This window comes from Streptomyces sp. NPDC059355 (assembly GCF_042752335.1).
Lineage (GTDB): Bacteria > Actinomycetota > Actinomycetes > Streptomycetales > Streptomycetaceae > Streptomyces.
The window spans coordinates 319,252-340,823 of the sequence record NZ_JBHYXN010000001.1 but is presented as its reverse complement, the minus strand read 5'-3'; the positions used below and the strand labels follow the sequence as shown (position 1 = coordinate 340,823).

Genomic DNA, 21,572 nt, shown 5'->3' with positions numbered 1-21,572 from the left:
GGACGATGGCATGAAACGGCACGGGAGGAGGCTCAGCGCGTTCTGCGCCGGGCCTTCTTCCGTGCTTCCTCCTCTTCCGCCTTGACCTCGGCGGCGTACCGGTCGACGTACTCCTGGCCGGACAGTCCGAGGACCGCGTACATGATCTCGTCGGTGACGGCCCGCAGAACGGCCCGCTCGCGTTCCATCCCGGCGTAGCGGGAGAATTCCAGCGGCTCGCCGAAGCGGATGGTCACCCGCCGGATGTTCGGGATCTTCTGACCGGGCGGCTGGATCTCGAAGGTGCCGACCATCGCGCACGGGACGACGGGCACCCCGGCCCCGAGCGCCATCGCGGCGACGCCCACCTTGCCCTTGTAGAGCCGCCCGTCGTGGGAGCGGGTGCCCTCCGGGTAGATCCCCAGCAGCTCGCCCTTGGCCAGTACCCCGAGTCCCTCGCGCAGCGCGGCCTGCCCGGCGTCCTTGCCGGAGCGGTCCACCGGGATCTGCCCGGCGCTGCGGAAGAAGAAGGCGGTCAGCCGCCCCTTCACGCCGGGACCGGTGAAGTACTCGGCCTTCGCGAGGAAGGTGATCCGGCGTTTGAGGATGGCCGGCATCAGGAAGTGGTCGGAGAACGACAGGTGGTTGCCCGCGATGATCGCGGCTCCCTCCGCCGGGATGTTCTCCAGTCCCTCGATGCGCGGCCGGAACAGCAGCCGGAGCAGCGGACCGAGCAGCACGTGCTTGAGCAAGTGGTAGAACACCGGGGCATTTTCCCTTCACCTGGGGTCAGGTCAGTGTGCCGGACACGGTGCCGGATGGGCATGGCGAACCAGAATCCCACCGGCCGGGCCGGCACAGGATGACCGCGGCCGCCGGCCCGGACCCGCAGCCGGCGGGCCTGGGAGGGGCGGCCGGGGCGGGAGGCGGGGGCGAGGTGCGCGGGCGCCGGTTCAGGGCTTGCGGGACGCGGCCATGCCGGCGGTGAGCAGGCCGAGGACCACCCAGCCGAACCACAGCCAGCCGTTGCTGCCGAGGGCCACGGAATACGTGGCGACGGCCACCAGAGCGGCGAAGGTCATGACGGCCATCGCCTTAACGGATCCGGTCATGCCCCATGGTCGCGCGCGAAGGTCCTGCCGCGCTACTGGCCACGCGCTTGGAGCGAGGCGAGATAGGAGTTGTACGCCTCAAGCTCCCGGTCGCCGTCGCGGTCCGCGGCCCGGTCGGAGCGCTTCGCCGCCCGCTGCTCGGAGTGGTACCACTGGTAGACCAGCGCGATCAGCACCAGTACCGACGGGATCTCGCTGAAGGCCCAGGCGATGCCGCCGCCCCACTGCTGGTCGAGCAGCGGGTCGATGCCGAGGGAGGCCGGCGGGTTCGCGTACGTCTTGATCATCGGCTCGCTCGCCATCATCAGCGCGATGCCGAAGAAGGCGTGGAACGGCATGCCGGCGAAGAGCTCCAGCATCCGCATCACGTAGCCGGGGCGGTGCGGACCCGGGTCCACGCCCATGATCGGCCAGAAGAAGACCAGGCCGACGGCCAGGAAGTGCACCATCATGCCGATGTGCCCGACCTTGCTCTCCATCAGGAAGTCGAAGAGCGGGGTGAAGTACAGGGCATAGAGGCTGGCGATGAACAGGGGGATCGTGAACACCGGGTGGGTGATCACCTTCATGTAGCGGCTGTGCAGCAGCATCAGCAGCAGCTCGCGCGGCCCCTTGGTGCCCCGCGCCGCCGGCGGCAGCGCGCGCAGCGCCAGCGTCACCGGCGCGCCGAGCAGCAGCAGGATCGGGGAGAGCATGCTGATGACCATGTGCTGGACCATGTGCACGCTGAACATGACCATGCCGTAGTCGTTCAGCTTGGTGCACATCACCAGGGCCACGGTCAGCACGCCCGTGGTGAAGGCGACGGTCCGGCCCGGCGGCCAGGCGTCCCCGCGGCGGCGCAGCCGCACCACGCCCCACAGGTACAGGCCGAGGCCCACCAGCGAGCCGATCAGGAAGAACGCGTCGAAGGAGAACTCCAGCCCGCGCCCGAGAGTGAACGGCGGCAGGTCCATGTCCATGTTCATGTCCATGCCGTGACCGCTGTGATCCATCTGTTCACTCCCTTGACCTGTGGTGCCCCACCACAGTAGTGCCGCCCCCGAACGCGATCGCGTTCGGGGGCGGCCATTACGTGGTTATGGCGCAGAAGGGGGGAAACATCACAGAACGTTCTGAGCCTCGGCGTACCGCTCGGACGGGACCGTCTTGAGGGTCTGCACGGCGTCGGCGAGCGGGACCATCTCGATCTCGGTGCCGCGCAGCGCGGTCAGCATCCCGAACTCGCCGCGGTGCGCCGCCTCCACCGCGTGCCAGCCGAAGCGGGTGGCCAGGACCCGGTCGTACGCGGTCGGCGTACCACCGCGCTGGACGTGGCCCAGGATGACCGGACGGGCCTCCTTGCCCAGACGGCGCTCCAGCTCGACCGCGAGCAGGTTGCCGATGCCGGCGAAGCGCTCGTGCCCGTACTGGTCGGTGCCGCCCTCCTGGAAGTCCATGGAGCCGGCACGCGGCTTGGCGCCCTCGGCGACCACGACGATCGCGAACCGCTTGCCCGCGGAGAAGCGCTCGCCGACGATCGCCGTCAGCTCGTCGATGTCGAAGGGGCGCTCCGGGACGACGATGGCGTGCGCGCCGGCCGCCATGCCCGAGTGCAGGGCGATCCAGCCGGTGTGGCGGCCCATGACCTCCACGACCATCACGCGCTGGTGGGACTCGGCGGTGGTCTTCAGCCGGTCCAGGGCCTCGGTGGCGACCCCGACGGCGGTGTCGAAGCCGAAGGTGACGTCCGTCGAGGCGATGTCGTTGTCGATGGTCTTCGGCACGCCCACGATCGGCAGGCCGGCCTGCGAGAGCAGGTTCGCGGCCTTCAGGGTGCCCTCGCCGCCGATCGGGATGATGGCGTCCAGGCCCAGGTCGGCCACGTGCCCGCGGGCCCGCTCCACGCCGTCGCGCAGGTGCGCGGGCTGGACGCGGGAGGAGCCGAGGATGGTGCCGCCGCGGGCCAGGATGCCGCTCACGGCGTCGAGGTCCAGCTTGCGGTAGTCGCACTCCAGCAGGCCGCGCCAGCCGTCGTGGAAGCCGATGACCTCGTCGCCGTGGTCGACGACGGAGCGGTGCACGACGGAGCGGATGACGGCATTGAGGCCGGGGCAGTCGCCTCCGGAAGTGAGCACACCAATGCGCATGGCAGGGGGAACCTTTGCAACGTGGGCCGACGACCGGACCACGTCGTCCGGTTGGAACTACGGCCACCCTACAAGCGCTGGAGCGGTGGACTGAACCATCCTCCACATGCTGGTCATACTCGTCGTACGAAACGACGTCGGCCCGGTTCCCCCTAGGGAAAACCGGGCCGAACACATGATTGCGGGGCCGCCCCGATGAGCGGTCCGCGCGGCGTTACGCGGGCTGCGTGGCCGCCGCGATCCGCTCGGCGCGCAGCGCCTCGTACCACCGGTCTTCGATGGGCGGCAGCGCGTTCACGTCGAGGGCCAGCTTCAGCAGCAGGTCCGCGATCTGCGGGTTGCGGGCCATCACGGGGCCGTGCATGTAGGTGCCGAAGACCGTGTCGTTGTACGCGCCCTCGGTGCCGTCGCCGGTGCCGTTGCCGCGGCCCATCGAGACCCGGGCGAACGGGCGGGCGGTCGGCCCGAGGTGCGTGACGCCCTGGTGGTTCTCGAAGCCGGTCAGCTGCGGCAGGTTCAGGCGCGGGTCGATGTCCGCGAGGACGTCGCCGACGCACCGCTCGCCCTCGCCGCGCACCGTGACCACGTCCAGCAGGCCGAGGCCCTCCTGGCGCTCGCCCATGTCGTTGACGAACTCGTTGCCGAGGATCTGGTAGCCGGCGCAGACGGAGAAGACGATCGCCCCGTTCGAGACGGCCCGCTCCAGACCGCCGTCGCGCAGCAGCCGCTCCGCGGCGAGCCGCTGCGGGCGGTCCTCACCGCCGCCGATCAGGTAGATGTCGCCCGAGGTGGGGATGGGCTGGTCGCTGCGCACGTCCACGCGCTGCACGTCCAGGCCGCGCTGGCGCGCCCGGCGCTCCACCACGAGGGCGTTGCCTTGGTCTCCGTACGTGCTCAGCAGGTCCGGGTAGACCCACACCAGACGCAGGCTGTTGTCGCTCATGCTCTTGTCCTCTGCGGTTCAGGTGAGAGTTCTAGTTGCCGACGCGGCGGCGCACGTCCTGGAAGGCGGTGTAGTTGGCGATCAGCTCGATCTGTCCGGGCGGCGCCAGCTGCACGGCCTCGTCGAGGGTCTCGCACACGCGGAAGTCCAGGCCCGCGACCTCCAGGCGGACCGCCAGGTCCAGCTTGCGGTCGCCGATCACGAAGATCGGGTGGCCGGCCAGGCGCGGGTAGTCCACGTCCCACAGCCAGGAGGTGTCCGTGCCGTCGGCGCCGCGTGCGTTCACCGAGAGGATCACCGGGGTCGGCGGCGGGTCGATCAGCGAAAACGTCTCGAGCCAGCCCGCCGGGTTCTTCGCGAGCAGCAGCCGCAGCTCACGGCCCTGGAAGTTCACCACGTCGTAGCGGCCGGCGACGGCCTGCACCTGGTACATCCGCTCCAGCGCCACCTGCGGCGGGACGCCGAAGACGGCGGCCACGGCGGCCGAGGTGGCGGCGTTCGCCTTGTTGGCGCGGCCGGGCAGCTGGAGGTGGATCGGCCAGGCCGAGCCGTGCGGGTCCAGTACGTGGTCCCCGGACAGCACCCAGCTCGGGGTGGGGCGCCGGAATCCGCACTCGCCGCAGAACCAGTCGTCGCCGGGGCGCTGCATGACGCCACCGCAGGAGGGGCACGACCAGGCGTCGTCCTTCCACTCCTGGCCGGCGGCGACCCACACCACGTTCTGCGAGGACGAGGCCGACCACACGATGAGCGGGTCGTCGCAGTTGGCGACGATGACGGCCTTGGAGCCCTGGAGGCCCTCGCGCCACTTCTCCGCGAGCATGCGGGTCTCGGCGGCGCGGTCCAGCTGGTCGCGGGAGAGGTTCAGCAGGGCGATCACCTTGGGGGTGACGTCCCGGGCGACTCCGGCGAGGTACTTCTCGTCCACCTCGATGACGCCGTACTTGGCGTCGGATCCGCCCGCGAGGGCGGAGGTGATGCCGGCCGGCATGTTCGCGCCGAGGGCGTTGGAGACGACCGGTCCGCTGGCCCGCAGGGCCTCGGCGATCAGCCGGGTGGTCGTGGTCTTGCCGTTCGTCGCGGAGACGAGGACGACGTCGAGATGCTGCGCGAGCGCTCCGAGGAGATCGGGGTCGAGTTTGAGTGCGACCTTGCCACCGATCACCGATCCGCTTCCGCGTCCCGCGGCCCGCGACACCGCCGCCGCGGCCTTGCCCGCCGTCACGGCCAGCTTGGCCCGCGGCGAAAGCGGCTCTGTGTTGCCTGCCATCGTCCCTTGTCCTCCTTGCGTCGGTCGGCCCCAGCCTATCCAGTACCGGCCGGGGCCTTGACCGCGGCGCCCTGAGGCGCCGCGGATCTCCTCATATATTCGCCCGTCGTACGCTTACGGCCATGCGACAGCGCCCCATCCCCGGTACCACCGGCCTCGTCCGCACCATGAGCCTGCTGGGCGACCCGGTGCTCCACTCGCCGTGCGAGGAGGTCACCGCGTTCGGCCCGGCCCTCGACCGGCTCGTCGAGGACATGTTCGCGACGATGTACGCCGCCGAGGGCGTCGGCCTCGCCGCGAACCAGATCGGCGTCGGGCAGCGGGTGTTCGTGTACGACTGCCCCGACGACGAGGACGTCCGCCACGTCGGGCACATCGTCAATCCGCGTCTGGTGGCGGCCGACGGGGACGAGTTCCGCGGCCCCGAGGGCTGCCTGTCGCTGCCCGGCCTGGAGGCGGGCACGGTCCGCTTCGACCGCGCGGTCGTCGAGGGGGTCACCTCCGCGGGCGCGCCCGTACGGATCGAGGGCACCGGGTTCTTCGCGCGCTGCCTGCAGCACGAGTGCGACCACCTCGACGGCACGGTCTACGCGGACCGGGTCACCGGGATGCGCGCCAGGCGGCTGCGGCGGGCGATCCGCAAGACGCCGTGGGGCGCGCGGGCCGCCGCCGGGGCCGCGCAGAGCTGAGTGCGGCCCCGGCGGAGGCGCTCAGAACCCCGGGCCGTCCACACGGTTGCCGGCCGTGGCCAGCCGGCCCCACAGCAGGTCGGTGAGCCCGGTGACCAACTCGGCGCGATCGCAGGGGCGTTCCCCCAGCCACCAGTCGCCGGCGGCGTGCATCATGCCGACGATGCCGTGGCCCCAGATCCGGGCCAGGCGTTCGCCGCCGGGGCCGAGGTCCACGCGCTCGCCGATCACGTCGGCGAGCTCCTCGCCGAGCCGGCGCAGCAGCGGCGCCGAGTGCAGGCCCACGTCGAAGCCCCGCTCGGCGGCGTGCGAGTCCTCGGCCGGGTGCATGAGGAACCGGTACACCTGCGGTCGGGCCTCGATGGCCGCGAGGTAGGTGTCGAGGGTGGACTCCACGCGACTGCGGCGCTCGGCCGGGGCATCGAGCGCGGCCCGCAGCGAGTCGAGCAGGGCGTCGGTGTGCCGGACGGCGAGGGCCTGGTAGAGCCCGGCCTTGTCGCCGAAGTGCCGGTAGAGGATCGGTTTGGTGATGCCGGCCTCCGCCGCGATGGCGTTCATGGACGCCTTGGGGCCGTCCCGGAGGACGACCCGGTCGGCCGCTTCGAGCAGCTCCCGCCTGCGGCGCTCGGCCGCTCCCGGTTCGCCGGCCTGCTGAGTGGTCTCCATGACGTGTTTCTCTCCCCGCCCTTGCGATGGTGCGTGACGCCCACGCAACGTAACACCCCGCACACCCTCGCGATCGAATCGGCTGCGCCGCGGGCTGCGCTGCTTGACAGTGCCTACTCGCCGGTAACAGACTGTGGTCACCGTATGGGTTACCGCTAGTAACGCACTGGTGGACGCACAGCTGGAGGGAAACATGGCGGAGTTCACCATGGAGCTCAATGACGACCAGAAGCAGGTACGCGACTGGATCCACGGCTTCGCGGCCGAAGTGATCCGGCCCGCCGCCGCGGAATGGGACGAGCGAGAAGAGACTCCGTGGCCCGTCATCCAGGAGGCCGCGAAGGTCGGCATCTACTCGCTCGACTTCTACGCCCAGCAGTTCTTCGACCCTACCGGCCTGGGCATCCCGATGGCCATGGAGGAGCTGTTCTGGGGCGACGCGGGCATCGCCCTGTCGATCGTGGGCACCGGGCTCGCCGCCATCGGCGTCGTCGCCAACGGCACCGAGGAGCAGATCGGGACCTGGATCCCGCAGATGTACGGCACCCCCGACGACGTGAAGGTCGCGGCCTTCTGCTCCTCCGAGCCGGACGCCGGTTCCGACGTCGGCTCGATGCGCACCCGCGCCGTCTACGACCAGGCCAAGGACGAGTGGGTGCTCAACGGCACCAAGACCTGGGCGACCAACGGCGGCATCGCCAACGTCCACATCGTCGTCGCCGTCGTCGACCCCGAGCTCGGCACCAAGGGCCACGCCTCCTTCATCGTGCCGCCGAACACCCCCGGCCTGTCCCAGGGCCAGAAGTTCAAGAAGCACGGCATCCGCGCCTCCCACACCGCCGAGGTGGTCCTGGAGGACGTCCGCGTCCCCGGTTCCTGCCTGCTCGGCGGCAAGGAGAAGCTGGACGAGCGGCTCGCGCGGGCCCACGAGCGGGCCAGGGCCGGCGGCGGTGGCGAGCGCGTGAAGAACGCCGCCATGGCCACCTTCGAGGCCTCCCGCCCGGCGGTCGGCGCCATGGCCGTCGGCACCGCGCGCGCGGCGTACGAGGTCGCCCTCGACTACGCCAAGACCCGTACGCAGTTCGGCCGTCCGATCATCGACAACCAGGGCGTCGCCTTCCAGCTCGCCGACATGCGGACCTCCATCGACGCGGCCCGGCTGCTCGTGTGGCGGGCCTCCTGGATGGCGGTCGCGGGCAAGCCCTTCACCTCGGCGGAGGGCTCCATGTCGAAGCTGTTCGCGAGCGAGATGGCCAAGAAGGTCACCGCCCAGGCGGTCCAGATCCTCGGTGGCAACGGCTTCACCCGTGAGTACCCGGTGGAGCGCATGCACCGCGACAGCGCGATCTACACGATCTTCGAGGGCACCAGCGAGATCCAGCGTCTGGTGATCGCCCGCACGATCTCGCAGATGCCGATCCGCTAGCGGACGGGCCCCGGCCGCCCGCGCGCCGTGCCTCATGCGCGAGTCCGTCAGTGCACGGGCGTGAGGCACAGCGAGTGGGCGCCCTCGGCCCACTTGTCGGGGACGCTGATCAGGTCGCCGTCGGCGCAGTCCGCGCCGCCGGTGCCCCGCTCCATGGTGACCAGGTACTTGGCCAGCGGGGAACCGCAGGCTTCCGGCACCAGCTTCTCGTTGCGCAGCTTGTCCGCGTCGCGCACGCACGTCCCGATGGCCGGGCCGGTCGGCAGACCGTCGTTGCCGGCCATCAGGCCCAGCAGCACGAGCAGGGGCGGTGCGAAGGCGATGAGCACGGTCGCCGTGAGGAAGACCAGCGCCGGTGGGCGGCGCCACAGCGGCTTGCCGGGGCTCAGCGAGGGCACGATGGCGCCGACCGGGGGAGTGAGCCGGAGGAAGCTCGCCCGCGCGCCGAGGTTCAGCAGCACGGTGACCGGTGTGATGAACACCGACAGCGGGCCCCACCACCCCTGCCACAGTGTGTCCGCGGACATCTTGCGGTAGGTGGCGAGCCCGCAGTCGCGGCAGAACGGCCCCTCCTGGCGCAGGAACCGCATCAGCACCACCATCCCCTGGTGCCCGCGCACGGTGGCCCGCACGGCCGGCTGGGCTCCGCACACGCGGCAGCCGTACGGGGCCTGCGGCACCTGCCGGTGGCCGTACGGGACCGGCTGCGGCGGCACGCCGTACGGGGAGTGGGGGACGCCCTGCTGCGGGCCGTACGGGTGGTAGGGGCCGGCGCCGTGCTGCGGTGGCGGAGTGGCCACGGATCTCTCCTCGGGTCTCGCGGGGTCGCGCGGGGTCGCGCGGTGATCGCCGGGCGGCCGGTGATCACCGGCACCCTAGCCCGCGCCGTCGCGGCGGCAGCCGGGCGAGGGCCCGCGCCGGACGTGATCCCGGCCACGCCCGCGCCGGACGTGAACACCCCTGCGGGGCACGGCGGCGGCGCCCGCCAAGGGGCGTCGGGTGAACGATCCGGATACCGGGCATGAGCGCATGGTGAGCGGGCATACACACCCTGAACTGGACCGCCGAAATGGGTTCCGTACGGGGGCGGTGATCAGCAATACTCACCGCCACCGTGGATCGCGGATTCGACCGGGTGACCACCGGCCCTCCCGCCCCACACTGCGAGGAGGTGCGCCATGTGCTCCCACCAGCCCCCCTGCCCGTCCGCCGACAGCGCCGATCACGACGCCGCCCGCACCGTGGCCTTCCGCCCCGAACAGGGCTGGAGCCTGCTCTGCAACGGCCTGGTGGTCTTCGACGACACCGGTGAGCTGCTCCCCGACGGCCGCGCGGTGGAACCCCGCCGCCCGGCCCTGGTCTGAGCTAGGAGGCCGCATGCGCCAGCAGCTGATCCGCAAGCCCGTCCCCAAGCCCGCACCACGAGACCTGGACCTGCGCACACCGTCGGGCAGACCCCTCCCGTACTGACGGGAGCCCCGACGTTATAGCGGCCCACCGGCTGGTGTTCAGCCGGTGGACGCCGCGGTTCCGCCCTGGAACGCGGCCTCGTACGCCTCGTCCCCGATCGCCGCGCGGGCCTGCCGCTCGCCCCGGTCCCGCAAGGCCGTCAGCGAGGGTGAGCCCATCTGCGGCCGGCCGACCGTACGCCACCAGGCGTGCCCGGTGCCCAGCAGCCGCGCCGCGAGTTCCCCGTCGCCCAGCGCCGCCACCGCCGCCGCGAGCAGGTCCAGGCCGAGCGCGATGCCGAACCGGTCGCCGAGCAGCCGCTTCCCGGAGAGCATCGCCCGTACGTGGCGCGCCGCCTCCCCGTGGTGGCCGAGCCCGAGCGCCGCGACCGCGAGCACGTAGTCCGCGTACGCCCGCAGCCAGCGCTCGCCCAGCTCCGCGCAGGCCTCGCGCAGCCCCCGGGCCTCCTCGGCGGCCTCCTCGAAGCGCTCCAGGTCGCACAGGGCATAGCCGGTGGCCAGCCGGCACAGCAGCCAGCCCGGGCCGCTGGTCCGGCCGCCGTGGCCGGCCCGTGCCCGGGGGCCGGTGAGCTCCAGGGCCCGTACGGGATCCCCGGGCATCAGCACCGAGGCCCCGTGCAGGTACGCGGCGCGCAGCTCCGGCTCGGGATCCGCCAGCCGGGCCGCCGCGCGGGTGCACTCCGCGCCCAGCTCCCGGGCCGCGTCCATGTCCCCCTGGAGCAGGGCGGTCAGCCCGAGCGCCCACAGGGCCTGGGTGTACGCGGCGCCCGTCCCCGGGGCCGTCCGCAGGGCCCGTTCCAGGAAGCCCCGGCCCTCGTGGACGTGTCCGCACGAGAACCAGAAGAACCACAGGGCCCCGGCCATCTCCAGCGCGGCCGCCGGGTCCGCGCCGAGGAGGTGCTCCAGCGCCGTCCGCAGCTGGGCGTGCTCGACGGTCATCCTGCGGTACCAGTCCACCTGTTCCGGGCTCATCCAGCCCCGGTCGGCGGCCTGGCAGAGCGCCGCGTACCAGTGGGCGTGCCGGTCGGCGACGGTCTGCATCTCGCCGAGCTCGGTCAGCCAGTCGTGGCCGTACTCGCGGATGGTGTCCAGCATCCGGTAGCGGGCGCCCGCCCCCCGCTCCAGGGTGCGCCGTACGACGGACTTCGCGACCAGGCCCGCGAGCACCCGCTCCACCCGGGAGGCAGGCAGCGGGCCGCCCGAGCACACCGCGCGGGCGGCGGCGATGTCGAAGTCCCCGGTGAAGACCGACAGTCGGGCCCACAGCAGCCGTTCCACCGGCTCGCACAGCTCGTGGCTCCAGCCGATCGCGGTCCGCATCGTCCGGTGCCGGGGCTGCAGGCCGGGCCCGCTGTCGGACAGCACGGCGAAGCGGGTGCCGAGCCGCTGGGCCATCTGCTCCAGGGTCCACAGCCGCAGCCGGGCGCCGGCGAGTTCCAGGGCCAGCGGGATGCCGTCGAGGCGGCGGCACACCTCGGCCGCGAGCCGCGCCCGTCCGGGGTCGTCGAAGGCCGCCGCGGCATCGGGGGTCGCGGCCACGGCCCGGGCGCGGAACAGGGCGAGGGCGTCGCTGTCGGGTCCCTCGCAGGGCAGCGGGCAGACCTCGACGACCCTCTCGCAGGGGCTGTCGAGGGGCTCCCGTGAGGTGGCCAGCACCGTCAGGCCGGGGGCGGACTGCAGGAGTTCACCGACGAGGTGGCGGCATTCGGCCACCATGTGCTCGCACGTGTCGAGGACGAGGAGCAGTTCCTTGTCGGCCATCCACGCGCACAGCTCCTCGTCGAGGGGGCGGGCGGAGTGGTCGGCCAGGCCCACGGCGTGGGCGACGGTCATGGTGAGCAGGCCGGGATCGCGCAGCGGCGAGAGCTCCACCCACCAGACCCCGTCGGGCCGGGCCTGTCCGGGATCGCTGACGGCCCGCAGGGCGAGGCGGGACTTGCCGACGCCGCCCACCCCGGTGAGGGTGGTCAGCCTGCGGGAGCCCAACACGCCGTGCAACTCGGCGAGTTCGCTCTCCCGCCCGATGAACCCCGCCGGGTCGGGCGGCAGGTTTCCCGGCGGGGCGCAGGGAGCCGGATCGGGATCGCCGTCGGCTTCCGCGGAATCCGGCCGTTTTCTGTTGGACGCGTACTCACCGAACACGGTTGTATTGTGCGCGATCTTCTCGTCCGGACGTGCCGTTCCGTTCGGATTGCCGTCACGTTGACGGGAGACCGGCCGCGCGCCTCATGCCGCGAGTACGATGCTCCGCTCCGCGGAGAAGGCCCCCCAGTTGCCGTCGGGCAGCCGGGCGCGCAGCTTGAGCGTCCACCGGGTGCCGGCCGGTTCGGTCACCGTGAGCCGGTGCTCCACCCCGGCGGCCCCGGACGCGGGCACGGCGCCGGCACCGAACTGGATGGCGGTGACGGGCCGTCCGTTGACGTGGAGCTCGTACTCGGTGGTCGGGCGGCCGGTGTCCGGGGCGGTCCAGGTCAGCGTGACGGCGCCCGGAGAGGCGGTCGCGGTGAACTCGGCGGGCGCGGTGCCCGGGCCCTGTCCGGCGGAGGGCGGGGTGGTCACCTCCACCGCCGGGCCGTCGGGGGAGGAGTTGTCCGCACCGTCGCGGGCCCGGACGGTGAAGGTGTAGCCGGTGTCCGGCTGGAGGCCGGTCAGGGCGGTGCCGGTCTCGCCGGGGCCGGCGGTGTGGATCCGGATGCCGCCCTGGTAGACGTCGTACGCGGTCACGCCCGTGTCGTCGGTCGCCGTGGACCAGGACAGCGTGGCGGACCGGGGGCCGTCCGCCCGGCCCGTGGTGCGGGCGGGGGCGGTGGGGGCCTGGCGGTCCTCGGCCTTGGCGGCCGGGGTGGTGGCCTCGGCGGAGGCGCTCGGGGCGGAGGTGTTCCCGGCGGCGTCGCGGGCCCGGACCGTGAAGGCGTAGCCGGTCTGCGGGCTGAGGCCGGTGATGTCCACCATCGTCTTGTCGGCGGGGAGTTCGCGCACCAGCCGGCCCGCCTGGAAGACCTGGTAGTTGGTCACCGCGTCGGCCGCCGCCTGCCACATCACGTGCACGGAGGTGGCGCTGCCGGCCTGTGCGGTGATCCCGGCGGGGGCCGCGGGGGGCGTGGTGTCGGCGGCGGTGCAGGCGGTGAGCCCGGTGGCGGCCAGGCAGAGGGCGAGCAGGGGGGCGGTGCGTCGCACGGGGGGCCTTCCTCGGCTTCCGCTTCCTCGTAAAGGTCTAGACATATATGGCACGGGTGCGGGCGGCGCGGCAAGACCCGCGCGCGCCGGGCTCGCACCGTCCGCCGATGTGCCCGGGTTCGTGTTCTTCCGATCCCGTCTGGCATGATTGCGATCCCTTTGCGATAGCGGCCGATCGCAAGCTGCAGCGACGTGGTCACCGCGGGCCAGGTGGGCCCGCCACCTCGTCCTGCCTGCCTTGGTGCCGAGCTTCTCCCAACTCCCCTGGTTCTTCCCGTACGTCCGCCAGGGGGTGGCCGACGCGCTTGACGAGGACCCCGTACGGGGAGCCCGCGCGCGGCGACCTCGGTGGACTTCCCGCTGCCGGCGGCGCTGACCGTGCCGGTCACGGCCGCCGTCCTCGCTGGGAGCCTCCTCTCCGACCTGCGCGGGCGACGGGCCGCCGTGGAGAAGCGGACGGGGCGGTCCCCGAGTTGGCCGCGCGTGTCGGACTCGGCGCGGATCCGCTCGCCCGGCGCCCCCCCCACGAGGTCAGCGACGGCCGGCTGCAACGCGTATGTCCGGCCCGGGCTTTGGTGCTGCGCCCGCGCCGGCTGGTCTGCGACGAGATGACCGCGATGCTGGACGCCTCCACCACTGCCGCCCTGGTGGGGGTGGTCGAGGAGTGCCGCGCCGAGACCGGGGCCGGGCTCCTCGCCGTCGGCCACGATCCGGTCCTGCTCGCCCGCTGGTGCGACCGTACGACCCACTGGGACGAGATCGTCAAGCACTGACCGCCCGTCACGGACGGTCAACACCCGTACGGCGGACACGGGTTTCGCCCGAAGGCACCCCCTCCTGCGCCACGATGGCGCCGCCTAAGGAGGTATCGATGGTGATTTCGCTCTCCGTGGTCGTGCTGCTCCTCGTCCTCGCGTGGATCTTCATGCGCAGCGGCGGCCTCAAGTTCTCCCACGCCCTCGTCTGTGCGCTGCTCGGCTTCCACCTGGCCGGCAGCAGCATGGCGGCGACCATCCACGACGGTCTGACGGCCACGGCCCAGGTGGTCTCCGGGCTGCGCCCGTAGGCCGCGGGGGTCCGGGGCGGACTGATCAACTGTTGCGCGTTCGTGAATCATCCGGCTCCTCCATGGACTCCTCAGGCCGTGCGATCTAGCGTCTGGCGGCGGCGCGATGTCATACGCACTGTCAATAAAACTGAAGAGAACGGAGGAAGCCCGGATGTTCCGAAGAGCGCTGAACTGCGCCGTGGTCCCCGCCCTCATCGTGTTCACCGCGATGTACGGGATCTCCCCGGCGCAGGCCGCGGAGATACCCCAGGCCCCCGGCCACCGCCTGGTCAGCCACTACGACGGCGCCCCCGCGGCCGCCGTCCCGCTGCCCGGCGCGGCCCCGCACCAGCATCCCTTCCTCGCGCCCAACGGCCGCAGCGGCATGCACTCCGACGCCGGGGGCAGCGCCACCTCCCCGTGGTCCGGGCCGCTCGGCAGGAACCCGCGGGTGAGCAGCGAGAAGATCGCCGCTCTGGGCGGCGAATGCGCCACCGCCACCTTCGACGCGGGAGGCCGGCTGGTCACCGTGTGCGGCACCTTCACCGGCTTCAAGGTCAAGCTCCTTGATCCCCGTACGCTGTCCACGCTCGCGGAACACCAGCTCCCGCAGCGTTCCTCGACGGTCGAGGCGATCACCTCCCTCGACTTCTCGAAGATCTTCAAGGACACCTCGGGCGGCGCCTACTTCTACCTGGACGACCAGGACCGGGCGGTGCTGGCCGACTCCCGCCAGCACATCCTGCGCCTCTCGCACACGCAGCGGCCGGACGGCAGCTGGACGTTCGCCGTCGACGACGACTGGGACCTCACCGGCCAGGTCCCGCACGACTGCGTCACCTGGACCAACCTGCGGCCCAGCGGCACCTGCGACCCCGTCACCTCCGTGATGCCCGACTGGAACGGCCTCGTCTGGTGGGTCACCCGCCAGGGCCGCGTGGGCACCGTGGATCCGCAGACCTCGCAGATCCGCTCGATCCGCCTCCCGGGCGAGGAGATCCAGAACTCCTTCTCGGTCGCCGAGGACGGTGTGTCGATCGTCTCCGACCACGCCCTCTACAGCTTCCGCGCCACCGCCGACGGCACCCCCGAAGCGCAGTGGCGCCAGACGTACGACCGCGGTACGGGAACCAAACCCGGCTCCGTGAACCAGGGTTCGGGCACCACCCCGGACCTCTTCGGCGACGGCTACGTCGCCATCACCGACAACGCCGACGACCGGATGAACGTCCTGGTCTACCGGCGGGGCGCCGACGTACCCGCCGACCGGCGGCTGGTCTGCAAGGTCCCGGTGTTCGCCAGCGGCGCCTCGACCACCGACAACTCCCTCATCACCTGGGGCAACAGCATCGTCGTCGAGAACAACTACGGCTACGAGAACCTCACCAGCCTGCTGCTCGGCAAGTCCGTCGTCGGCGGGGCCAGCCGGATCGACGTCCGCGCCGACGGCAGCGGCTGCGACACGGTGTGGCAGAGCTCCGTCCGCTCGCCCTCCGTCGTCCCGAAGCTCTCCACCGCGAACGGGCTGCTCTACTTCTACGAGAAGGAGCCCAACGCCTGGGGGATCGACGCCTGGTACCTGACGGCGGTGGACTTCCGCACCGGAGAGCGCCGCTGGCGGCAGCTGACCGGCACCGGGCCGCTGTACGACAACAACTGGGCGCCGATCACGCTCGGACCCGACGGCACGGCGTACGTCGGAGTCTTCAACGGCATCGTCGCCGTACGCGACGGCGGCTGACGGCGACTCACACAGGGTCGGCCGGCGCGCGATCCGCGTCGGCCGGCTCCCCCCGGTCCGCGGGGCCGGGTCGCCCGGTCCGCCACAGAGGGTGCTCGCGCTCGGCCCACCCGCGGTCGACGGAGCCGGTACGCAGGCCCCGGCGCGCCTCGGGGTCGGCCAGGGCCTTGCCGATGTGCGCGGCGAGCACGACGCCCACGGTGAGGGCCAGCCAGTCGTGGACGAAAGTGGCGGCCGTGCGCCGGACCAGCGGGACGAGGCCGGTCCACCACATGAGCATCCCGGTGCCCGCCATCACCAGCACCGCCCCGGCCAGCCAGCCCGCGTACACCTTCTGCCCGGCGTTGAACTTCCCGGCGGGCCGCCTGGTCACCCGGTCCCGTCGCAGAGCGGCCCGCAGCCAGACCCGGTCGTGCGGCCCGAAGCGGCCGAGGCGCCGCAGATCGGCGCGGAAGGCGCTCGAGGCGAGCCCCAGCAGGAACGGGACGACCAGCAGCAGCCCGGACCAGACGTGCACGGTGACCAGGAGGTGGCGGCGGCCGACGAGCTCGGCGAGCGCAGGCAGGTACAGACAGGCCGCCGTGCCCGCGCAGAGCCCCGTCAGCGCGGCCGTGGACCGGTGGATCCACCGCTCGGCGCGGCTGAACCGGTGGATCCGCTCGGCGCGCCGCGGCGCCGGCTCAGACGGTCGGGGCATCGTCGCGTCCGTTCGACCGGCCGACCCATGCGTCGACGTCGTAACCGAGGTCCTCCCAGTAGCCCGGCTCCACGTCACGGGTCAGGGTGATGCCGGAGAGCCACTTCGCGGACTTGTAGAAGTACATGGGGGCCACGTACAGGCGGACGGGGCCGCCGTGGGAATGGCTCAGCGGCTTGTCCTGCATGCGCAGCGCCACCATGACGTCGTCCCGGCGGGCCTGGGGGAGGGTCAGGCTCTCCGTGTACGTGCCGTCGAAGCAGCTGAAGCGGATGGCCCGGGCCTCGGGGCGCACCCCGGCGGCGTCGAGCAGCCGCGTCAGCGGCACCCCCTCGAAGGGGGTGCCGGGAACCCGCCAGCCGGTGACGCACTGCACGTCCCGTACGACGCGGGTCTGCGGAAGCGCCCGGAGCGCGTCGAGGGTGTACGTCATGGGGCGGTCGACGAGGCCGTCGACGGTGAGCCGGTAGTTCTCGGGGCCGCGCTCGGGGACGGAGGCGGTCACCGAGTAGTAGCGGAACCCGCCGCCGTTGGGCAGCAGCCCCGTGAGGCCGGTGGGGTCCTTGGTGGAGGCCGCGCCGAGGAAGGCCTCGAAGCCGCCCTGCAGGTACGGGGCGGTGACCAGCCCGGCGGCGCCGAGCCCGACCATGCCGAGGACCAGGCGGCGCCCGATCGGCGTGCCCTGACCGTCGGGGGCGGGGTCGCGGTCGGGGTCCGGTGGCGGCTGGGGTGCGGGTTCGGCCGCGGGTGCTGGGCTCACAGCCCGATTCGACCACCGCCGACGCGCCGGCGCCAGGCTCGGCGGCGGTCCGTCAGACTTCCGTCACACCTCGCCCGGTGAACAGGGGTGGGCCGGTGGGGTGACAGGTAGGGTGCCCGTTGATCAAATCCGTTCATCGGGCAGTCACACAAGGAAGCGGCAATCACGGTATGAGCGCGTCGAGAGCCATCGGACACCCCGGGCAGGGAACCGTGCCGGGTAGCGGCGCCCGCCTGGCCGCCCTGGACGGCCTCCGGATCGTCGCCGCGCTGGGCGTCCTGTGCTACCACTACCTGGCGCTCGACAGCGGCTGGGGAGAACCGGCCGCCGCCGTCTTCCCTGTCGCGAGCGCCTACGCCGTCTACGGCTGGCTGGGCGTCGAGATCTTCTTCGTCGTCAGCGGGTTCGTCATCTGCATGAGCGCCTGGGACCGCGGTGTGGGCGAGTTCGCCGCCTCCCGCATCGCTCGTCTCTTTCCTGCCTATTGGGCGGCCGTCCTCTTCACGGCCGGCGTCCTGTTCGCCTGGCCGGAGGTGCGCGGGGTCAAGGCGTTCGTTGACGTCGTGGTCAACTTGTCGATGCTCCAGGGCGGCATCAAGGTGCCACACATCGACGACGCGTACTGGACCCTCTTCGTCGAGCTGAAGTTCTACGCGCTGTTCGCGCTGGTGGTCCTGCGCGGCGTCACCTACCGGAACTGCGTGGTCTTCTGCACGGTCTGGACCGTGGCCGGCGTGGTGGCACCCACCGCTGACAGCGGAGTGCTGTCCTTCTTCGCGATCCCGACGTTCTCGCTGTACTTCATCGCGGGAATCGCCTTCCACCTCATGCGCCGCTTCGGGCCCAATGCCGTCTTGTGGGGCATCGCGGGCCTTCAGTTCGTCCTCGCGCAGAGCTACGTCCAGGGCCGGATGATCAGCAATCTGGGGGGCGGCGTCGCCGCGCAGACGCCGGTCTGGCCGGCCCACCTCGTCATCGCCTGCGGGTTCCTCGTCATGGCGGGGATCGCCCTCGGCACCTTCGACCGTATCCGGTGGCGCTGGCTGCGGCACGCGGGGGAGGTGACGTATCCGCTGTACCTGATCCACATGATGGCCGGGCTGACGGCCATCCACCGCTTCCGCCACGACGTGCGGCCCGTCCCCCTCGTCCTGGGCGTCACCGCGTTCATGGTGGCTCTCGCCTGGCTCGTGCACCGGCTCATAGAGCGCCCCCTGGGGCGCCGGCTGCGCACGGGAATGCGCCGTGCGGTGCACGACATCCGCCGGATGTCGGCGCCGCCGGTACCGGTCCCCGCGGTCCCGGCCCAGGCCCCGGCCCCCGAGTCGGAGGGCATTGTCACGTCGGCTGGGCCGGGTGGCAGGAGCGGAGAAGACAGCCGCCGTCATCCGTGGGGCCGGCGGTGAGGGTGCCGCCGGCCAGCCGGGCGCGTTCGCGCAGGCGATCAGGCCGTAGCCGCTGCACGGGAGGTCGACGGTGGGCCGCCTCGTGCCTGTGATCACGCTCGCGCCCAGGCTGTGGAGTACCTGCCAGGGGACGATGTCGGCCGTCGCTCCCGGCTGCATGGCACCGTCACGGACGAACCGCTTCAACTCGAACACCTGATGTGTGGTGAGGCCGGCACAGGCGTGCCGTGCGACGAGGTCGACGCGGTGAGCATGTTCGGTGCCGAAGCGCATCCGGGCGGGGTCGTCCACGGCCAGGGGCAGATGGTCCTTGGCACGGTCCAGCCCGATGTGGCCGCGGATCCTTCCGGTGCGGGTGCACAGGCAGAAGGGCGGGCACGACCGAGGTCCTGGTCGGCGGGCTCGTGGAACATGGCCCTCTCGTAGACCAGCCGCTCCGACATCCATCCGAGCCGCAGGTATTGAGCGAGTCCGAAACCGAGTACGCCCAGCAGATAGTGCTGGGGCAGCTGGTCCTCGACCACGGTGAAGGTGATCAGCCGGTGCCGGTCGTCGTGCCGGAAATGGAGGGGTTCACCGATGAGCTGGTCGGGCAGCCGCCGGAAATCAAGGCCGGCGTGCAGGCGGACCATTTCGTCGGCGTATCGTCGGTGAGCAGTGCGCGGCCGGGCCGGGAACGCTGTGCGGGGTCTTGCCGGATGTGGGGATGGGCCCGCCGCGGGTGCCGCTCACTCAGTTCTCCGAGTAGAGGGACTCGGTGATCACGAGAGCGAGGACCTCGGGGGTGCCTTCGTAGATACGGGCGCCGTAGGCGTCCCTCAGCCGCTTTTCCATCGAAGGAGCGCAGGTAGCCGCGAGCTCCTGCCAGGGACATGGCCAGGTCGGCGACTTCGATGGCGGTCCGGTCGGCAAAGAGCTTGGCGACGGCCGGTTCGTACTGCGGTGCGGGCAGCTCGTTGTCCGCCTTGTGTGCCGCCTTCAGGTAGAGCAGTCGCGAGGCATCGACCTTGGCGGTCATCTCGGCGAGTTTGGCGGCAGTGAACTGATGGTGCTGCAGCTGCCTTCCGCCTTGTACCCGGGTGCCGCACCCGTTCAAGGCCATCTCCAGGGCGCCGCGGGCGACTCCTGTGGAGATGCCGGCGACTGCGGCCCGGGCCATGTTGCTCTGAGCCATGTTGATGCGCATGCCGTCACCTTCGGCACCGACCCGGTTCTCCACCGGTACCCGGACGTCCTCGAAGATCAACTCGCTGCCCAGGCAGAGCCGGTATCCCATCTTGTCCGCCACTGGGCCCCGTGTGACGCCCGGGCTGTCGAGGGTGACCATGAACGAGGTGAGGCCGGTGGCTCCCGGGGTGCCCTCCATGTTGGCGAAGACCGAAGCGAACCTGGCCACTTGGGTGTTGGTGATGAAGCGCTTCCGGCCGTTGACGGCGCAGACCGAAGCCATCTCCTCCAGGGCGACAGCGGTCCCCGGCATGCCGAGCCCCAGGCCGCCGAAGTCGCGGGGTATCGCTACACGGGTCAGGCCGAGGGCGTGGCCCTGTTCGACCAACTCCCAGTCGAAGCCGTCGGCGGGCGCAGCATCGAGCTCCAGTACCCTGGGTGCGATACTTTCCTGAACGAACTCGAACACCTGGTTACGGAATTTCTCCAGCTCATCGGGAAGGCTGTCGAAGTTCAATTCCGTTGCGAATCCGGATACATTTCTCCCTTTTGGGGATCGTGTGCGAGGTGCCGGCGGGGAGGAAATCCCTGCCGAGGACCGGCTGTGCCGCACCGGAGCGGACGCCGTCCGGCAGCCGATCGGGATCGGGGCGGGCGCGCAGCGCGTCAGACGGGGAGCCCGGCTGCCTGCGCGACCGCAGGGTAGTGATCGAACGCCGGGCGCAGCATGGGCACTAGGTCCAGCACCCGGGCCGCATTCCCCTGGATCCGGACCTTGCGGGTGGCAATTGCCGTGGGGGCCAGCAGTTTTCCGAGCCAGAGGGCATGGGCTACGTCACACGACATGCGGATGGTGATCGTCGCCTGCTCAGGGACGCTCTCCCCGATGTGGAATTCGTCGGCGGAGGCGAAGAAACTGCAGAAATGTAGGAGAAATCAAGAGGAAAGGAGGCATCGCTTCAGGGGATTGATCGGCCCTTTTCCTCCTCTGCTCCCGGAGCTGAGCGGTGATTCGCGCTCGATGAACGGCCGACCCGCACGGCCGTATCCGGGTCTCCTGTCCGAGGGCGGGTTTGGTTGCCCCGGTCAGGAGGGCTCCCGTGTGGGAGGCGTGAACTGAAGGCTCTGCGTGAGCGTTTCGTGCACGGCTTCTTCAGCCGCGGGAGTCGGCTGAACAAGGGAGTCCGCCCGGCCCCCGCCCGGCATCGACCACATCCTGCACCGGTCATACCGGCGATGCAGACGACACCGAGCGCTGCAGTAAGAGGAGTTGTCGTCAGAGTGTCACGCCCACATCAGGAGCGATCCGAGGATGACGGCTGCTTGGTAGGACTGGGCAGTCTTGTCGCAGCTGGTGGCGAGGTCATGCCATTGCTTGAGGCGGTCGAAGCACCCTTCGACGACGTTGCGGTGCTTGTGGACGCTGCGGTCGAAGGCCGGCGGGCGGCGGGCGGCCGTCGGCTCTGCCGCGCCGGGTCCGGTTGGCGACCTGGTCGGACCGCGGCCGAGGGCCGGGCCCCGGAGCCCCTTTTCGGGCCCCGGCCGCGTGCTGACGATGGTGGAGCCGACCGACACCGGCCACTCGATGTCGCCCGCGTCGTCTGCTTGCGCCTGCGCAGCCGGAGCATCCGCTCGAAGGTCGCGTTCGCCGCCCACCGGCGGAAACGCATGTGGAGGCCGGCCCGCGACCCGTATCGCTCGGGCACGTCCCGCCGGGCGACCCGGTGCGGAACTTCCGCACGATCCCGTTGAGGGCCGCCCGGCCATCCGGACGCGGCTGCCCCAGTACGGGATGGGGCGGCAACGGCTGCACGAGTTCCCACTCGGCATCGGACAGTTCATGGCGACGTATCGCGACTCCGTGAACCACAATCCAAGATCACTTTGGCGGCA

The 21,572-nt window shown here is 71.5% G+C and carries 19 protein-coding genes and 4 pseudogenes; 8 read left to right on the top strand and 15 right to left on the bottom strand.

Translation table 11 applies throughout. From position 1 onward, the window contains the following. Positions 1–32 precede the first annotated feature (32 nt). The 6 genes from ACFXGI_RS01510 to ACFXGI_RS01485 all read right to left on the bottom strand — a co-directional run bounded on the left by ACFXGI_RS01510 (position 33) and on the right by ACFXGI_RS01485 (position 5,433). Positions 33–743 carry a lysophospholipid acyltransferase family protein gene (locus tag ACFXGI_RS01510; protein WP_384701556.1) on the bottom strand — a complete coding sequence of 237 codons (711 nt, stop codon included), beginning with the start codon at positions 741–743 and terminating at the stop codon, positions 33–35. 189 nt (positions 744–932) lie between these two features. Further along, positions 933–1,091, bottom strand: coding sequence for a hypothetical protein (locus tag ACFXGI_RS01505; RefSeq protein ID WP_030860651.1), 159 nt, complete (start codon positions 1,089–1,091; stop codon positions 933–935). Between the two features lie 32 nt (positions 1,092–1,123). Continuing rightward, positions 1,124–2,086 carry a cytochrome c oxidase assembly protein gene (locus tag ACFXGI_RS01500; RefSeq protein WP_384701553.1) on the bottom strand — a complete coding sequence of 321 codons (963 nt, stop codon included), beginning with the start codon at positions 2,084–2,086 and terminating at the stop codon, positions 1,124–1,126. A 108-nt stretch (positions 2,087–2,194) separates the two neighbouring features. Further along, positions 2,195–3,220: a 6-phosphofructokinase gene (locus ACFXGI_RS01495; protein ID WP_030860648.1), complete on the bottom strand. Its 1,026-nt coding sequence runs from the start codon at positions 3,218–3,220 to the stop codon at positions 2,195–2,197. Positions 3,221–3,434: 214 nt separating this feature from the next. After that, positions 3,435–4,163 carry a type 1 glutamine amidotransferase gene (locus ACFXGI_RS01490; RefSeq protein WP_384701549.1) on the bottom strand — a complete coding sequence of 243 codons (729 nt, stop codon included), beginning with the start codon at positions 4,161–4,163 and terminating at the stop codon, positions 3,435–3,437. Between the two features lie 31 nt (positions 4,164–4,194). Continuing rightward, entirely contained in the window at positions 4,195–5,433 is a 1,239-nt protein-coding gene (locus tag ACFXGI_RS01485) for a MurT ligase domain-containing protein (RefSeq protein WP_266669266.1), read from the bottom strand. A 122-nt stretch (positions 5,434–5,555) separates the two neighbouring features. Here ACFXGI_RS01485 and def point away from each other — a divergent pair, with 122 nt between their 5' ends. Beyond that, positions 5,556–6,122, top strand: coding sequence for a peptide deformylase (gene def / locus ACFXGI_RS01480; protein ID WP_384701546.1), 567 nt, complete (start codon positions 5,556–5,558; stop codon positions 6,120–6,122). 21 nt (positions 6,123–6,143) lie between these two features. Here the strand turns inward: def and ACFXGI_RS01475 are convergent, their stop codons facing one another. Then, the gene (locus ACFXGI_RS01475; RefSeq protein WP_030860645.1) at positions 6,144–6,788 is read right to left on the bottom strand and encodes a TetR family transcriptional regulator; all 645 of its coding nucleotides are present in this window, start codon (positions 6,786–6,788) and stop codon (positions 6,144–6,146) included. Positions 6,789–6,981: 193 nt separating this feature from the next. Here ACFXGI_RS01475 and ACFXGI_RS01470 point away from each other — a divergent pair, with 193 nt between their 5' ends. Further along, positions 6,982–8,214, top strand: a complete 1,233-nt coding sequence (locus ACFXGI_RS01470) for an acyl-CoA dehydrogenase family protein (RefSeq protein WP_030860644.1) — start codon at positions 6,982–6,984, stop codon at positions 8,212–8,214. Between the two features lie 47 nt (positions 8,215–8,261). Here ACFXGI_RS01470 and ACFXGI_RS01465 read toward each other — a convergent pair whose 3' ends face one another. After that, positions 8,262–9,014 carry a hypothetical protein gene (locus ACFXGI_RS01465; protein ID WP_384701543.1) on the bottom strand — a complete coding sequence of 251 codons (753 nt, stop codon included), beginning with the start codon at positions 9,012–9,014 and terminating at the stop codon, positions 8,262–8,264. 378 nt (positions 9,015–9,392) lie between these two features. On the opposite strand from ACFXGI_RS01465, the gene ACFXGI_RS01460 reads away from it, so the two are divergent. Next, a complete protein-coding gene (locus ACFXGI_RS01460) occupies positions 9,393–9,578 on the top strand; it encodes a DUF5999 family protein (RefSeq protein ID WP_030158228.1) in 186 nt (61 codons plus the stop codon). Between the two features lie 144 nt (positions 9,579–9,722). On the opposite strand, the gene ACFXGI_RS01455 is transcribed toward ACFXGI_RS01460, so the two are convergent. Both ACFXGI_RS01455 and ACFXGI_RS01450 read right to left on the bottom strand, forming a co-directional pair. Then, on the bottom strand, positions 9,723–11,825 hold the full coding sequence (locus ACFXGI_RS01455; RefSeq protein ID WP_384701539.1) for an ATP-binding protein: 2,103 nt from the start codon (positions 11,823–11,825) through the stop codon (positions 9,723–9,725). 84 nt (positions 11,826–11,909) lie between these two features. Beyond that, complete coding sequence (locus tag ACFXGI_RS01450; RefSeq protein WP_384701535.1) at positions 11,910–12,860, bottom strand: fibronectin type III domain-containing protein; 951 nt, start codon at positions 12,858–12,860, stop codon at positions 11,910–11,912. Positions 12,861–13,046: 186 nt separating this feature from the next. On the opposite strand from ACFXGI_RS01450, the pseudogene ACFXGI_RS01445 reads away from it, so the two are divergent. From ACFXGI_RS01445 to ACFXGI_RS01430, 4 genes and pseudogenes are all read left to right on the top strand, one after another. Next, a pseudogene (locus tag ACFXGI_RS01445) lies at positions 13,047–13,286 on the top strand (ABC transporter permease); the annotation flags it as partial. Beyond that, positions 13,283–13,633 (top strand): annotated as a pseudogene (locus ACFXGI_RS01440) (ABC transporter ATP-binding protein); the annotation flags it as partial. The pseudogenes ACFXGI_RS01445 and ACFXGI_RS01440, both read left to right, overlap by 4 nt. Positions 13,634–13,731: 98 nt before the next feature. Next, positions 13,732–13,926 carry a hypothetical protein gene (locus ACFXGI_RS01435; RefSeq protein WP_384701533.1) on the top strand — a complete coding sequence of 65 codons (195 nt, stop codon included), beginning with the start codon at positions 13,732–13,734 and terminating at the stop codon, positions 13,924–13,926. Between the two features lie 154 nt (positions 13,927–14,080). Continuing rightward, positions 14,081–15,649 (top strand): hypothetical protein, encoded by a 1,569-nt coding sequence (locus ACFXGI_RS01430; RefSeq protein ID WP_384701531.1) that lies wholly within the window; start codon positions 14,081–14,083, stop codon positions 15,647–15,649. 7 nt (positions 15,650–15,656) lie between these two features. On the opposite strand, the gene ACFXGI_RS01425 is transcribed toward ACFXGI_RS01430, so the two are convergent. After that, on the bottom strand, positions 15,657–16,346 hold the full coding sequence (locus ACFXGI_RS01425) for a cytochrome b/b6 domain-containing protein (protein ID WP_384701528.1): 690 nt from the start codon (positions 16,344–16,346) through the stop codon (positions 15,657–15,659). Beyond that, positions 16,330–16,995: a molybdopterin-dependent oxidoreductase gene (locus ACFXGI_RS01420; RefSeq protein ID WP_384701843.1), complete on the bottom strand. Its 666-nt coding sequence runs from the start codon at positions 16,993–16,995 to the stop codon at positions 16,330–16,332. Before ACFXGI_RS01420 ends, ACFXGI_RS01425 begins: the two co-directional genes overlap by 17 nt. Positions 16,996–17,276: 281 nt before the next feature. Between ACFXGI_RS01420 and ACFXGI_RS01415 the strand changes: the two genes are divergently transcribed. Further along, entirely contained in the window at positions 17,277–18,512 is a 1,236-nt protein-coding gene (locus ACFXGI_RS01415; RefSeq protein ID WP_384701525.1) for an acyltransferase family protein, read from the top strand. Positions 18,513–19,047: 535 nt separating this feature from the next. Here the strand turns inward: ACFXGI_RS01415 and ACFXGI_RS01410 are convergent. The 3 genes and pseudogenes from ACFXGI_RS01410 to ACFXGI_RS01400 form a co-directional block, all read right to left on the bottom strand. Then, a complete protein-coding gene (locus tag ACFXGI_RS01410; RefSeq protein WP_384701522.1) occupies positions 19,048–20,196 on the bottom strand; it encodes an acyl-CoA dehydrogenase family protein in 1,149 nt (382 codons plus the stop codon). A gap of 149 nt (positions 20,197–20,345) precedes the next feature. Continuing rightward, positions 20,346–20,573 (bottom strand): annotated as a pseudogene (locus ACFXGI_RS01405) (SCP2 sterol-binding domain-containing protein); the annotation flags it as partial. 390 nt (positions 20,574–20,963) lie between these two features. Then, positions 20,964–21,531: pseudogene (locus tag ACFXGI_RS01400) on the bottom strand (transposase). Positions 21,532–21,572: the final 41 nt, after the last annotated feature.